Here is a 14,339-nt window from a genome sequence, read left to right on the forward strand (position 1 = left end):
TCTGTTAGATGGCTGAAACAGGCGGCTTTTTTCAGGGATCAGGCTACAGGAAAGTCTCAACAGAGAAAGCCAGAAAAACCAGAAAAGCCAGAAAAACCAGAAAAGCCAGAAAAACCAGAAAAGCCAGAAAAACCAGAAAAGCCAGAAAAACCAGATAAGCCAGAAAAACCAGAAAAGCCAGAAAAGCCAGAAAAATCAGTAGAGTAGAAAAAGGCAGATAGAAGAAGAAATTGCCATTAAAAACCCTTAACCATCAATTCAATGGTACATACGAGTTAAAGGCTCGATTGTTATAACTACAAGGGTTAGTTTTTCGTAATCTACTCTATAAAGAAGCCTTAGATGCCTGGACCGAAACCGGAATAAATTTTCCTGGCTTTCGATTATTCTTTTTGCGCCCAGGGGAACGGGATCAAAAGCAAGCTCTTCAAGGGTTTCCCTGACCCTGGAGTGCGTACTCTCATCTGCCTTCATCATAAAATCCTGTGCCGGGATATCAAAAAAAACTTCGAACATTTCAGATCCTCGTTTTTTCAAGCTTCTTTAACGGTACAAGTCTTCCTCTTGCCTCATTTTCAAAACTTCTGAAAACAAGCTCTTTTTCTTCTGCGGTGAGCAGGGCATCTATATCGACCATATGCTCCTTAATTTCGGCAAGCTGTTTCTTTATGAAATTAAGCTCTTCAAATATTTTTCTATCGATTTTTTCCCCGGTCATCAGAACCACTGCCTTTGGTTATATAGCTTGTAAACCGTTATCCACTATTCAATGTTTGGAAGCAGCATCAAAGAGTTATCTCATAATATAGAGCGTCTCCTGACAAAGAGTTATCTTCTTACTTCCTCATCAAAGTATCGTGAAATCAAACTCTCTGGAAAACTTTAAATTCTGGATCTCCAGATTATTCTGAGTGTCCAGATTATATTGATTGAACTTTTAGATTTCAATTTAAAAAATCGAATACAAAAAACCTGGCAAACTCAAAAGGTAAATATTATAAGAATAACAAAATTGTACATAAAACCTGGAGATCTGTAAAGGGGCAGGAGAAAAAAATGGTAACTGGAAACCTCGGGTTTTTCATCTATGTATTCTCATCCATCTTTGTGGTTGTAAGCCCTATCAGCGGAGTTGTAACTTTTATCTCCCTGACGAGCAAGATGACCCGCAAGGAAAAAAATGAAATCGCAAAAAAAGCAGTGGTGCTCGCGTGCGTAATCGCCCTCTTTTTTGCAATTACCGGAAGCGTGATACTTCAATTATTCAGCATCAGTGTGGACTCACTTAGGGTTGCGGGAGGACTCCTGCTTTTCAGTATAGCATTTGACATGATGCATGCAAAGGTCTCAAGGGAGAGCATTACTGAAGAAGAAATTACTCAGTCCCAGGAACGGGAAGATATCTGGGTATTTCCGATCGGCCTTCCGCTCCTGACAGGTCCGGGTACTATCAGCACAGTAATTGTCCTTATGGGAGTGGCAGATGGCGTTCAACAAAAAGCAATCGTTCTCATATCTATTATATTTGCATTCATAATCTGCCTGATTGTCTTCCTTTTCTCGAGGAGGCTCCACAAGTTTATAGGATATAATGGAATGCTGGTCTTTACAAGGCTCATGGGGCTTTTGCTTGCGGCTCTTGCAGTGGACCTGACTGCCACGGGAATAATAAACATATTCGGGCCAGTAATTTGAAACCTTCAGGTTTGAGAGTTCAAAACTCTTGAACCTTCAAATTTTTAACACATGCCGGGTAATCAGACAGGATTATCAGACAGGATTATCAGACAGGGTTGGTTAACCCTGTTTTCCGTTATACTGCCTATTCACGTACTCGATCAGTTTACTGCCTGTGAGCCTTTCGCTTGAGGGGCCTATGCGGATATAGAACTCTTCGTCATTTTTATCAGGATTGAGGAAAACAGCCTTATCACTTTTTCTGCAGTCGATTTCCAGGATGTTTTTACCGCTTACAGGCACAAGGGCGTACTCTATCATGGGAGCGTAGTTAAGGCCGATATGCTGCTTTATGAGCTGTTTGAAATGCAGGAGGAACTTATCCTCATTCGGAAAGCCGTCGTTTTTGATTCCCAGAACCTCCCCGCTGTTGGAGACGCCAACAAGAAGTATTCCGCCGTCAGTGTTCAGGTACGCGACTATCGTCTTCAGTACTGCATGTTCTATATTCCAGTCAGGCTTTCCGCTAAGAAGGTTCATTCGCAGCGTGGACTTGAACTCAAGCTTCTTGCTCTCCCCCCGACGGATCAGCTCCAGAATGTAGTCCGAATCATTTGCAAGTTTCACCGCCTCCCGGATAAGTTCGAGCTTCTTGCGGATATGGGTTATACTCTTGGGATAGGTTGAAAGCCTGCATTCGAACACACTTAGCTGGGAAATAAGTTCCTTTGTGAGAGCTTTGATTTTAAGGACCTCAAGCTGGACCTGCAGGTCAGGGAGATAGAGTTTGCTATGTGTAAGAGAATCAAGATCCACATTCGGAAAAGATGAAATTCCGGGAAGAAGAGGAACAGCCGTACCTGAAAGTAAAGAAGTGTTCTCCCCTGTTTCCGTACACATATTTTCAACCGAAACTTTGCCTTTAAATGTGATTTCATTTGCCGCCAGAGAGGTGATTATTCCTGAAAATCCCGATTCTCCTGATAAATAAGCATCTCCGGCAGCTTCATGCAGGGCAGAAACCTCAGAGAGTGCCATAGCCGGCTCTTCAGGTTCCCGGGTTTCAGGTCTCAGGATAAAGCCCCTCGTCTCCCAGGCCTTCCGGATCTTCAGGCCGAGAGGATTGTTGAAAAAGTCTGCAAGGTATTCCGAACTTGCTTTCTCAGGGTTAAGGACAAACTGAATGTAAGCCTGAAAATCGTTTCCAGTCCCGGAAAGAGAACTGACGGCCTTCAGTTCTTCATAAAGGGGGAGATAGAGTGAGTTTTCTTCTCCGGTAAAGCCGTACTCCAGGCCCGGGTCAGGAGAATTGACCTTTAGCATAAGGTCAGAGAGGCTTGTCGGCTTCAGGCCATACTGACTGCATAATGAATCTATTTCTTTTTCGACCATGCGGATCAAACAGAAAGGGTTTCTAGTATTAAAGCTGTTTTAAAGCTGTTTTCAGGTTTATGCAATTGTTGAGGTTAATGTTGCATATTGAATTCTAAAACTCATATACCTTTTTCTGTTCAAGTTACTTAATATTTTATTTTCCTGTTGGAAACCCGATAAACTGGAAGGAAAAGGTTCCAAAATAAAAAGTAAAATAAAAAGAAAGAATAGAAAAAACCGTATCTGATTACATGGTTGGTATTCTGGAATCTGAGTTGCCAGTACATATAGTTTTTTTGTTTTTTATTTACTATATGCAGGCGGGCTCAAGCGGTGCACGGTATTCGGAAAGAAAGAAATCCATATCCCATTTCGGGTTTTTTGGAATTATGCCAGCCAGAAAACCCGGGAATGCCCGGAAAAATAAAAAATAATTCAAAAACAGGTGCCTGGCCCGAAATTCATAAAACCTCAACAGGAAACCCGTTAAATCTTTAGATTTAGCGGGTAGTTGACATCGCTAGTTGGTCAGAGCCAGGCTTGCCTTAGACATGTTTTAAGATTCCCAGTTCAGATATTAACCATCTCGATACTATTTTCGGCTTCTGGAACGTTAATATCAGTTTAGCCTTAGTACAGTTCTTGAAAATCAGTTATCTGAATATCGCCTTAAATGTTAGCTATTTCCTGGACTGCGGATTGAGTGGATGCACTGACCGATGTAACTGAGGACGTACACCCACATTTTCTGCAGTAGTAAAAATTATTTGAGCCAATGATCTGTTTTTTAAGAGGTGTGTCACATCTGATACATTTTGAAGGGAAGTCAAACATATCTCTACTCACTCCATAATCATTAGCGGTTCAAGCCTTGCGGTTTCTTTTCTTGTCCAGTACCCGCACACAGTACAATATTGGAACCCTCTGAAAAGATCGTTTTCAAGTTTGGAATGGCACTCCGGACATCTTTTCAAAAAAAATATATTCTCCGGCTCTTTTTTATCCCCTGTAATTTGTGTTTTGGTTATTTTCTGCATAATTAATTGCTTCCTTTGTATTTTTTACACCCAATATGAATATTTACTGCATTGTGTATATAGATTTACCTGCATTAACTTATTTTTAATGCAGGTATGACATATTCTGCAAATATCTACAGTTCCCAACCGGCGGGAATTGCCCTGGATAATCATAAATCACCATTTATGGATAGCCACTGAGCGATAGCTGTTGATAACCGACCTCTGGCAATTGTCGGCTGAAAATTTGGCCAACTTCATAATAAGTAAGTCGGCAGATCCCCGGGTAGTTTTTCAGTGCCTTCCGAGCTCCTTTTCAGTTTTAAGAACCTGAAGGGTGATTTTCATAACAGAGTCCGGATTAAGGGAAATAGAATCGATCCCCTCTTTTACCAGGAATTCTGCAATCTCAGGGAAATCACTCGGAGCCTGCCCGCAGATCCCGCTGTGCCTTCCATTCCGTTTTGCTCCCTGCACTGCCATTGACATTATTTTCATAACTCCCGGGTCCCGCTCATCGAATTCCGCGGCAAGCAGTTCGGAGTCACGGTCAACTCCAAGGGTCAGCTGGGTCAGGTCGTTTGAGCCTATAGAGAAGCCGTCAAAGACTTCGCTGAACTCGTCGACAAGCAGGACGTTATTGGGGATTTCGCACATAACATAGACCTGAAGCCCGTTTTCTCCGCGCCTGAGCCCGTTTTTCTCCATCTCGGCAATGACTTTCTTCGCTTCCTCAATGGTCCGGCAAAAAGGGATCATAAGAATAAGGTTCGTAAGCCCCATTTCATCCCTGACCTTTTTCATAGCCCTGCACTCAAGGGCAAAACCTTCCCTGTAGCGCTCATCAAAGTAACGGGAAGCCCCCCTGAATCCTATCATGGGATTGTTTTCTTCCATTTCAAAATAGCTGCCCCCAACAAGGCTTGCATATTCGTTGGTCTTGAAGTCGCTCATCCTGACCACAACAGGCTTCGGGTAAAAAGCTGCAGTAATCAACCCGACGCCTCTGGCAAGCTGCTCGACAAAATAATCTTCTTTTTTCTCATATCCCAGTGTCAGTTTTTCGATCTCCCGGAGTTCTCCCGGGTCTTTGACCTTTTCCGGATGCACAAGGGCCATAGGATGGACTTTGATATAGCTTGTAATAATGAACTCGAGCCTTGCAAGCCCGATCCCGTCATTGGGAATCATGGAAAACGCAAAAGCGCTTTCAGGGTTTCCAAGGTTCATCATAATCTCGGTTTTGGGGCGTTCCAGGTCTTTGAGGCTAAGGGTGTCTTTATGGAAGGGAAGGATACCTGCGTATACAAGCCCATCTTCTCCCTCGGCACAGCTAACAGTAATTTCCCTGCCTGTTTCGAGGACTTCAGTCGCGTTTCCAGCCCCGACAACCGCAGGGATTCCGAGTTCCCGGCTGACAATAGCCGCATGGCAGGTCCGTCCCCCTTTGTTTGTGACAATAGCGGCTGCGGTTTTCATAATTGGTTCCCAGTCAGGAGTGGTTGTGTCCGCAATCAGGATCTCTCCGGGTTTGAAAGAGGGCAGGTACGAAACATCAGGGATCACACGGACCTTTCCGGAAGCGATCTTATCCCCCACGCTCCTGCCTTTTGCAAGGACTTCGGATTTCTCTTCAAGGACATAGGTTTCCAGCATATCCTTTTCTCTCTGGGACTGGACGGTTTCGGGCCTTGCCTGTACTATGAAGAGTTCTCCTGTTATGCCGTCCTTTGCCCACTCGATGTCCATGGGCCTGGATTCCCTGTACTTGTTAGAATAATGGTCTTCAATATCGATTGCATATCCGGCAAGCTTGAGCACCTCTTCATCATTAATACAGAAGCGCAACCTTTCAGCCTCAGGAACCTCCACGTTCCGGGTGAGCACTTTGGAATCTCCCCTGCCGTAGATCATCTTGATTTCTTTGCTTCCCATCTTCTTCTGGATGATCGGCTTGTATCCTTCCTTGAAAGTCGGTTTGAAGACGTAGAACTCATCGGGATTGACCTGCCCCTGAACGATATTCTCTCCAAGCCCGTATGTGCCTGTAATAAAGACCACGTCTCTGAATCCGGTTTCCGTGTCAAGGGTAAAAATAACCCCACTTGAAGCCAGATCCGACCTGACCATCTTCATGATTCCTATGGAAAGGGCTACCTTGAAGTGGTCGAAATTGTTGGTTACACGGTAGGAAATGGCCCTGTCCGTAAAGAGTGAGGCAAAACAGCGCGTGCAGGCATCCCGAAGCCCGGGATAGCCCCTGATGTTGAGGTAAGTCTCCTGCTGCCCTGCAAAAGAAGCAGTTGGCAGATCCTCAGCCGTTGCCGAACTCCGCACAGCTACATCCGTATCTTCTCCATACTGCTCGCAGAGGCGGTCATAGGCATCTTTGATTTCCTCCCAGAGGTCATCCGGAATTCCGGCTCCAAGGATCAGGTCCCTTGCAATCTTCCCCCTTTTTGCAAGGTCTGCAACATCCGCAGTATCAAGCCCTTCCATTGTCTTTTTGAGCTTTTCGAGAATTTCTCCGGCTTTCAGGGTATGCCAGTAAGCTTCAGAAGTGACTGAAAAGCCATTTGGAATCCTCACACCTTTCGAAGTAAGTTCCCTGTACATTTCCCCAAGGGAAGCATTCTTCCCGCCCACCAGCGGGACGTCCTCGATCGTGGTCTCTTCAAACCAGCGGATGTACTTGCTTTTGTTTGCAGGCATATTTCCCGAAATCCCCTCATAAGATTTTGTCTGAACTAAATATGAGTTAAATAGTACTGTAATACATTTAAATTTTAATGACGCTGTGGAAAAGTTACCAAAAAGCGCAAAGTGCAAACGCCAGAACAGAAACTTTCCCGGATTGAATTCAAAGCCCCATATTAATTATGCTCTAATGAAAGAAATCAGTTCGCCTACATAGAATCAATTATTCCAAAGTATTCGCGTAAAATGAAAAACCAGAAAAGCTAATGTTTAGACGAGGTGTTCTATTTATAAATTTTACTATAGAGTTCAAAAAGAAAAGTTGAGTCCGGTTGTTGTGTTCAGGCCGGCTCGGTATTTCACCTTATTCTCGGGTTCAGTATTCCACCTTATTCTCAGATTCTTCCCACGCCCCAAAAGCTTCAAGAGCCTCTTCCCTGAGGAGTTGTCGGAATTCTATTTTTCGTTCCCTGAGGGGGCGTGAAATTTCCTCGTATATGAAGGAGTCGTCAAAGCCGATATTTTCAGCATCAGACCTTGTGTTGGCAAAAAAAACTCTATCTATCCTTGCCCAGTAAATGGCTCCAAGGCACATGGGGCAGGGCTCACAGGAAGCGTAGATCTCACAGCCGCTGAGGTCAAAGGTATTCAGTTTCCGGGCTGCCTCTCTGATGGCACTGATCTCTGCATGGGCGGTCGGATCGTTAAGTACGGTGACCTGATTGCAGCTTTCAGAAACTATTTTCCCATTTTTCGTTATCACGGCCCCAAACGGTCCTCCTCCTCTTATTACACTTTCGAGGGAAAGTTCAATGGCGCGTCTCATAAACAAAAGATCTTTTTCTGACATGTGTCACTCCCTCCTTTATATTTTCATATAGATGATAAATATAAGGATAGGACATACCCTTTAATGACAGAACATGCCTTTTCACTAAAGGATAAAACCTTCCTGTAAAAGGACAAATAAAAACGGACATTTTGCAGGACAACCCTTAAGTACACAAACATATCAAACCATTACTCGGAGTGATAATGTTGACAACCACAAATTTTTCTGCTGAAGAAGCAAAGGCAGTTGGGGAACAACTGGGAATTAAATGGGATAAGTTCGATGTCGACCAGTTCCGCAGAGGCATGGACGTAGAGCTGGAACATGGAACCATAGACCCCGCAACAAACGTTACTAACGACGACCCCATAATGACAGGAAAGATTGCTCTGGCTCATCTTAACGAGTTTCCGGACTATTATGACAGGCTGGAAGAAATGGAAGAAGAAGCTGAGGAATTCTGGGAAAAAAACTGAACACTGAGCTTTAAAAAACACAATTTTATTTTTTATTTTACATTTAATTTTAGTCTTAATTTTACTTACACCTTCTTTTGTGCTCCCTGGTTAATTGGTTGGTATTATTCCGAAATGACCTTTTGTTGTATCTCCTGTTAACCTTCTTTCCACGCGCTGCGCCCTGCTTGAGCCCGCCCGTGTACAGTAGATAAAAACAAAAGCATTAGGCAGTCTGGAAACCTGATACCAAATCTCAACCTTGTAGCCAGGGATGACCATTTTTTAATTCACCTTAAATCTCTTCTAACCTCTAACACTTTTTACCCATTTCAGTTTCAATCAAGCCTTTAAGCCTCAATTAAGCCTGAGCTCATATATACTCTTGCAAACCAGTTTAACTGAAAAGAAAAATTGTGTAAAATCCACTGTATAAATGTAATATATTTTTTAACCAGTGGCGGGCGCTTTTTTAACGTGTTTCCTGGCGAATCATTCATGCAATCCTGAGAAAGATCAACACTATTAAAAGTAATTTCACGGCAATACTCTATGATTATGTACTGAAGAACACTCAACAATTAGATAATTTTTTCCTGGAAAAATAAGTTATAATCTGAAACTTTTCCATTTTATTTGAGAAAAGAAATTATATAAGTTGAAATCATACAGATAGTTGATCTATATAATATTTTTTATCTAGTCGCAAAAACCATGAAAAATGGTACTCAAGATGATAGAATTGGACGCCTCCGATAAACCAAAAGTTCTCATAATTGATGACGAAAGGGATCAGGTAGAATTACTATGTTTACAGCTCGAAGATGAATATCTTCCTATCCCTGCATATACCGGAAAAGAAGCTATTGAACTTGTAAAAGCTGAACTTCCGGATTTGATTTTATTAGACCTGATGCTGCCTGAAAGTGACGGGTATGAGATATGCAGCATACTCAAAAGTGATCCCGGCTCCAGGTTCATACCCATAATTATAATTTCCGGGTTTTTTGAGAAGCCGAACAAAATAAAAGCAACTCAATGCGGAGCTGACGATTTCATTCATAAGCCAATAGATAGATTTGAGCTTAAAACAAGGATAAAGTCTTTAATTAGAATAAAAAAGAATTATGAAGCTCTTCAGGAAAGTGAGAACAGATATAAACAACTTTTTAACAACAGCCCGGCTGTCACGCTTCTAGTAAACCCGCTCAGTTATCGTATTGTCGATGCAAACGATCCTGCATGCGCTTACTACGGGTACACTTATGAAGAGATAACTGCAAAAAAAATCACTGACATTGATTCCTTCTCTCTGGAAAGAAATAGAGAAATTAGCCAGCAGGTTTTTTCCGAAAAGAAAGGCCATTTCTATTCCTGCCATAAACTCTCCAGTGGAGAAATAAAGCATGTAGAGGTGTATGTCAATACAATCAAAGTTAAAGAGAAGGAACTTCTTTTAATAAATATCTATGATATCACTTCCAGCAAGAAGGCAGAAAGGGAACTTGCGGCATCCGAAGAAAAATTCAAACAGGTTGTGGAACTCTCAATTGACGGCGTATTCATAGAATCAAATAGTGGAAAAATTGTTGACTGTAATGATGCAGCCTGCAAAATTTTCGGGTATGATAAAGAGGAGATCCTGAAGCTGGATGTAACTGATCTTCTTCCTGAGAACTTTTCCAGAAACCTTAAAAATATACTAATCAGTAAAGAAACCACAGGGAATAAAGCAGTCGAGAGGATTAACAAAAGAAAGGACGGCACATTCTTTCCAGCCGAAATTACAACCAGAAGACTCAAACTGGGCAATGAAGAAAAGCTGATAGTGTATGTCCGGGATATTACAGAACGTAAAAAAGCTGAAAAGGCATTGAAAGCAAGTGAAGAGAACTTCCGCACTCTTGCCAATAATACTCTCGATGGTATTCTGATACTTGATTTTGAAGGCAGGCTCATAGCTGCAAACGCTGCTGTTGGAAAAATGTTTGATCTGGAGCTCGAAGAGGTAAAAGGTAAGAGCATTGCAAAATACCTTGCTCCCGAATCATTACCGATTGCAATTGAAGACCAGATAAATGTTCTCAATGATAAGGGAGGCTACCTCAGTGTTTACAAAGCAATCTCTTCCAGGGGAGAGCCTTTCTGGATTGAAGGTCTTGGTACAAAAATAATCTACCGGGATCAGCCGGCAATTGTTGTGGTTATAAGGGATATAACCGTTAGAAAAATAGCAGAAGAGGCTCTAATAAATGCAAAAACAGCTGCTGAAGTAGCAAACCGCACAAAAAGCGAGTTTTTGACCAACATGAGTCACGAACTGAAGACTCCTTTGAACTCTGTAATCGGGTTTTCTGACCTTCTTAATGAAGGAATTGCAGGGCCCCTTAACGAAAAGCAATCCCGGTATGTTCAGTTCATTTCTTTAAGCGGAAAAAACCTCCTCAACATCATCAACGACATACTCGAGTTATCAAAAGCAGAAGCAGGAAATGAAGAACTCAATATAGAAAAATTTTCGGTTGATGAATCTATCAATAAAATTATCTCGAAGACGATGCCGCAGGCTCAGGAGGCAAATATCAAATTAAATTATAATTCCGAAAATCGGAGATTATGGATCTCTGCCGATGAAGGTAAGTTCCAGCAGATTATGATCAACTTATTAAGTAATGCTATAAAGTTCACGCCTGCAGGCGGTTCAATTGATGTAATCTCAAAACAGGAAAACGACCTTGCAATTATTACCGTCAGAGATACTGGAATCGGAATCTCGGAAGATAGCCTTGACAAAATTTATAATCCATTTATCCAGATTGATTCTTCTCTAAGCCGCACTTTCGAAGGTACTGGACTGGGGCTCACCCTCGTTAAAAAGTATGTTGAAATGCACGGCGGCAATATATATGTGGAAAGTAAAATCGGAGAAGGTTCATCTTTTAGATTTGAACTGCCGGTAACCCGACAGAGGACAGCTGAACCCGTTCCAAAGGTATTAGAGAGCCAAAAAATCAATAGCTGAAAATCTGTAGCTGAGAAATCATTATCTTAGAAACCATTAGCTGAGAAATCATTATCTTAGAAACCATTAGCTGAAAAATCATTATCTTAGAAACCATTGCATGGATTTTGCCGAGTGTATCGGTTACTGCTGGCTGCCCTTTTTTAATGTTTTGTATTTATTCTGCTCCTCAAGTCACAGGTTATGGAAACAAAAGTTTCCCATTTGAATATATCCTTAATTGAAGATGTCCTTAATTTGAAGATATCCTTATATCCTTATTCCTCATAGCACAACCGATGGCAAGCTACAAAGTCCTGGTAAGGGATGTTATAAAAAAAGCTGATGTCCTTCTTGAAGTCATAGACGCCCGGTTTCCGGAAGAGACCCGAAACAGTGAAGTTGAAAAGGATATTATCCGTTTAAAGAAACCTTTCATAATAGTCATCAATAAGTGCGACCTCGTATCAAAAGAGAAACTTGATAAAACCAAATCCCGCCTCTCCAAAATTGCCCCTACGGTTTTTATATCCAGCAAGGACAGGTCCGGGACAACCATGTTAAGGCACCAGATACTTGCATCCGCCTGCAATATAAAAGAGCGTGATATCCTTGTCGGCACCCTCGGTTATCCTAATGTAGGCAAGTCCTCCGTAATCAACGGCGTTACCGGTAGGCATAGGGCTAGCACCTCCCCCATATCAGGCCACACAAAAGGAGTGCAGCATGTGGGTGCAGGTTCACGTATCATGTTTATTGATACCCCGGGAGTCATCCCCTTCGATGAAAACGATGAATATGTACAGGGCCTGCTGGGGATAAAGGATGTAACTCACCTGCGGGACCCACTCGGCGTTGCCCTTAAGATAATAGAAAAAATGCTTGCCGAAAACAAAACTGCCCTTGAGTCCTGTTACAATATCACAATCGAAGCCCAGAACGGTTCTTCCGTACTTGAACTGATAGGCAAACAGTGCAATTTCCTGCAAAAGAAAGGCGAGGTGGATGAAATGAGGACAGCTGCCAAAATAATCAATGACTGGCAAACCGGGCAGCTCCTGATCTGAAAATATTGATGACGCTCCTGAGCCCGGAACAATATTTAGCCCGGATCCGGGTTACGGTTTTCCCGGAGAAAAAGGAAAAATTATTCAAGCTTTAAAAATAAATTAACATAAAAAAGATAAGGAACGAAAAGGATGGCCGAAAGTCTGGAGCAAAACCTCGAAAAAGATGAAGACCCGGAAAAAGACGAAAAATCGGAAAAAGAAAGGATATTGAGGAACAAACTAATTCTGGTTACCTCAAAACTTTTTATAGTAATATTCTTGATCCTGCTAGCCCTGCTCTCCCATAAGTAAAGTAGGATACGGCAGGCAGGGTCGATTTATTCAGGTAACTTATTTTTCTTTGACCAGACAGGGGGCTCTACAGTGCGAGCTGATCCTGGACGAGACCGGCCCGTAATTATCTCCTGTACAGAAAACGATACTTTTGATACCGTATCCGCCTGACAACACAATCGTATTGCTGCGGGGGTAAAAAGTTACTTTTTTTACGTTTTTCCACTTCATAACCTGATACTGCCCGGCATTTGCCAGGAAGCCCGTACCTGCTGCTGTCGGGTTCCGGAGAAGAAGCCCAAGGACAATGAGTAAAAAGTTTACCTTACTGTTTTTCTTTTTCTGCCCGGCCCGGGTCAGGGTCTCAACGCCTTTTTCATCCATTACGTATGTGAGTTCGTATTTGTTCCCATAGTAAGCAAAGATGAAAAGGCTGGTCAATAAGAACAGCAGGCCAATCAGCATCAGGGCATATTTGAACCCTGAAAGGTTCGTGCCATCAGAATAAAACTGATTATCGAGAATTGATGGAAGGATTATCAAAAATACAATGCCGGTTGTGACCAGAACAGCAATTCCTAAAACTCTGAAGAGCTCTTTTAAAATAAACTTATTATTTAATATTGAAGTGTCAATGTCCCATTTAATTTTGTTTTCGTTATTAATATTCATTTTCATACCCCCTATAAATGAGTCATGTAAGTAAGAAATTTGGACTTTTAAAAAGAGATTACTGTAATAATATATTAAAATGTGTATATATTGATAACTGAGAAAACGTCTTTAAATGTACCATTGATATTTTCATAGCCAGGACCAAAAATTATTCCTCAAAACCAGCTTGACTGCCTCTATCGCAGGTTCTTCCATCACCTGGGAATCCGAAACGTCCAGAATTCACTCATAATTTGTCCTGCTGTTTTGCCAGACTGCCGATTTCCTCAAACCTGACAAGCCTTTTGCTGCGATTCTCTGCATTAACCTCCTCTTCTCTTATCCTTTATTACCAATAAATAAACAGGACCCCCTAATGAAAATCAACCCGTAAATCCTCCTCGAAATTGAATGTAAGGGTGAAAAAAACTTTCAGTTTCAAAATAATTTGAAATTTGGAGGTTGATGATTGAGGCGGAAGCTGAATTAGATATGGTGAGGTTAGCAAAGCAGAAACAAATATTCCTACCAATATATCTATCCGTGACTAAATACTATCAGGATGCTTTAATCTAAACCGGGGTTATGAAGAAAATATTGATGCATAGCACCGATGTACAGCAAAAAAATAAACACGTAGACATAAATCTAAAGGAAGTGGGAAATTAATGAGACAAATTACGGCATTAATTATGGCACTGGCATTATGCATTCTCGCAATGCCTGCGATGGCTGAGGATGAAGAACCAAGTGACCCAAAAACATTACTTTCACCAGGTGACAACATCTGGATCTCCATATCTCCTATGGAAGCACATCCGATGTATATTGACCGACCGGCACCGATAATTCCTACAATACCGAGTTATCCGATCCGTGTGGCGGTTTACAGCAATCCTTATAAATATCTAACAACTGATGAAGACGGCAACCCTATTTGGGGAGAGATTTATGACGAGGATGCACCTGATTTCAGTGTTACTACGCTAAAGGCCTTCGCAAAAGATAAGATAACACTTAGACTTCCGAGTGGAACAAGCCCAGAAGAGGTTATATACCCTGCCCTTACAGGTGCAAGCTATACGAAAGTGCATATGGAGAATGACTATAAGTACGAATATGTCTTCTATGTGAAAGATCTGAGTTACCTTGATTCAAGTGTTGAGAGATTATTCTTCGTTGTTGAAGGCACTGATGGGATCGTATACCAGGGAAGCGGCCTAGTGTCAGTAACTGAAACATCCCAAAAAGGTGGGGGAGGTAGTGGCGGTTCTGGCAGTGCAGGCA

General features: G+C 42.0%; 13 protein-coding genes. 7 read left to right on the forward strand and 6 right to left on the reverse strand.

Features of this window, described 5'->3' with window-relative positions; genetic code table 11:
* Nucleotides 1–8 precede the first annotated feature (8 nt).
* Nucleotides 9–158 (forward strand): hypothetical protein, encoded by a 150-nt coding sequence (locus tag EO95_RS17565; RefSeq protein ID WP_156164018.1) that lies wholly within the window; start codon nucleotides 9–11, stop codon nucleotides 156–158.
* Between the two features lie 100 nt (nucleotides 159–258).
* Here EO95_RS17565 and EO95_RS08070 read toward each other — a convergent pair whose 3' ends face one another.
* Nucleotides 259–516, reverse strand: coding sequence for a type II toxin-antitoxin system RelE/ParE family toxin (locus EO95_RS08070; protein ID WP_048133706.1), 258 nt, complete (start codon nucleotides 514–516; stop codon nucleotides 259–261).
* Between the two features lies 1 nt (nucleotide 517).
* Nucleotides 518–718 carry a hypothetical protein gene (locus tag EO95_RS08075; RefSeq protein WP_048133707.1) on the reverse strand — a complete coding sequence of 67 codons (201 nt, stop codon included), beginning with the start codon at nucleotides 716–718 and terminating at the stop codon, nucleotides 518–520.
* Between the two features lie 338 nt (nucleotides 719–1,056).
* Here EO95_RS08075 and EO95_RS08080 point away from each other — a divergent pair, with 338 nt between their 5' ends.
* Nucleotides 1,057–1,695, forward strand: coding sequence for a MarC family protein (locus tag EO95_RS08080; protein WP_048133708.1), 639 nt, complete (start codon nucleotides 1,057–1,059; stop codon nucleotides 1,693–1,695).
* A 102-nt stretch (nucleotides 1,696–1,797) separates the two neighbouring features.
* Here EO95_RS08080 and EO95_RS08085 read toward each other — a convergent pair whose 3' ends face one another.
* The 3 genes from EO95_RS08085 to EO95_RS08100 all read right to left on the reverse strand — a co-directional run bounded on the left by EO95_RS08085 (nucleotide 1,798) and on the right by EO95_RS08100 (nucleotide 7,617).
* Nucleotides 1,798–3,069, reverse strand: coding sequence for a helix-turn-helix domain-containing protein (locus tag EO95_RS08085; protein ID WP_048133723.1), 1,272 nt, complete (start codon nucleotides 3,067–3,069; stop codon nucleotides 1,798–1,800).
* A gap of 1,295 nt (nucleotides 3,070–4,364) precedes the next feature.
* Nucleotides 4,365–6,782, reverse strand: a complete 2,418-nt coding sequence (ppsA, locus tag EO95_RS08095; RefSeq protein WP_048133710.1) for a phosphoenolpyruvate synthase — start codon at nucleotides 6,780–6,782, stop codon at nucleotides 4,365–4,367.
* 361 nt (nucleotides 6,783–7,143) lie between these two features.
* Nucleotides 7,144–7,617, reverse strand: coding sequence for a nucleoside deaminase (locus tag EO95_RS08100; protein ID WP_048133711.1), 474 nt, complete (start codon nucleotides 7,615–7,617; stop codon nucleotides 7,144–7,146).
* Between the two features lie 185 nt (nucleotides 7,618–7,802).
* Between EO95_RS08100 and EO95_RS08105 the strand changes: the two genes are divergently transcribed.
* From EO95_RS08105 to EO95_RS17570, 4 genes are all read left to right on the forward strand, one after another.
* Nucleotides 7,803–8,075, forward strand: coding sequence for a DUF5661 family protein (locus tag EO95_RS08105; RefSeq protein ID WP_048133712.1), 273 nt, complete (start codon nucleotides 7,803–7,805; stop codon nucleotides 8,073–8,075).
* A 712-nt stretch (nucleotides 8,076–8,787) separates the two neighbouring features.
* The gene (locus EO95_RS08110) at nucleotides 8,788–11,076 is read left to right on the forward strand and encodes a PAS domain S-box protein (RefSeq protein WP_235282919.1); all 2,289 of its coding nucleotides are present in this window, start codon (nucleotides 8,788–8,790) and stop codon (nucleotides 11,074–11,076) included.
* Nucleotides 11,077–11,354: 278 nt separating this feature from the next.
* The gene (locus EO95_RS08115) at nucleotides 11,355–12,122 is read left to right on the forward strand and encodes a GTPase (protein ID WP_048133714.1); all 768 of its coding nucleotides are present in this window, start codon (nucleotides 11,355–11,357) and stop codon (nucleotides 12,120–12,122) included.
* Between the two features lie 132 nt (nucleotides 12,123–12,254).
* Entirely contained in the window at nucleotides 12,255–12,416 is a 162-nt protein-coding gene (locus EO95_RS17570) for a hypothetical protein (RefSeq protein WP_156164019.1), read from the forward strand.
* A gap of 39 nt (nucleotides 12,417–12,455) precedes the next feature.
* Here EO95_RS17570 and EO95_RS08120 read toward each other — a convergent pair whose 3' ends face one another.
* A complete protein-coding gene (locus EO95_RS08120) occupies nucleotides 12,456–13,070 on the reverse strand; it encodes a hypothetical protein (protein ID WP_048133715.1) in 615 nt (204 codons plus the stop codon).
* Nucleotides 13,071–13,720: 650 nt separating this feature from the next.
* Between EO95_RS08120 and EO95_RS08125 the strand changes: the two genes are divergently transcribed.
* A partial coding sequence (locus EO95_RS08125; protein WP_048133716.1) for a hypothetical protein occupies nucleotides 13,721–14,339 on the forward strand: 619 nt, incomplete at its 3' end.

It is taken from the genome of Methanosarcina sp. 1.H.T.1A.1 (assembly GCF_000979295.1).
Lineage (GTDB): Archaea > Halobacteriota > Methanosarcinia > Methanosarcinales > Methanosarcinaceae > Methanosarcina.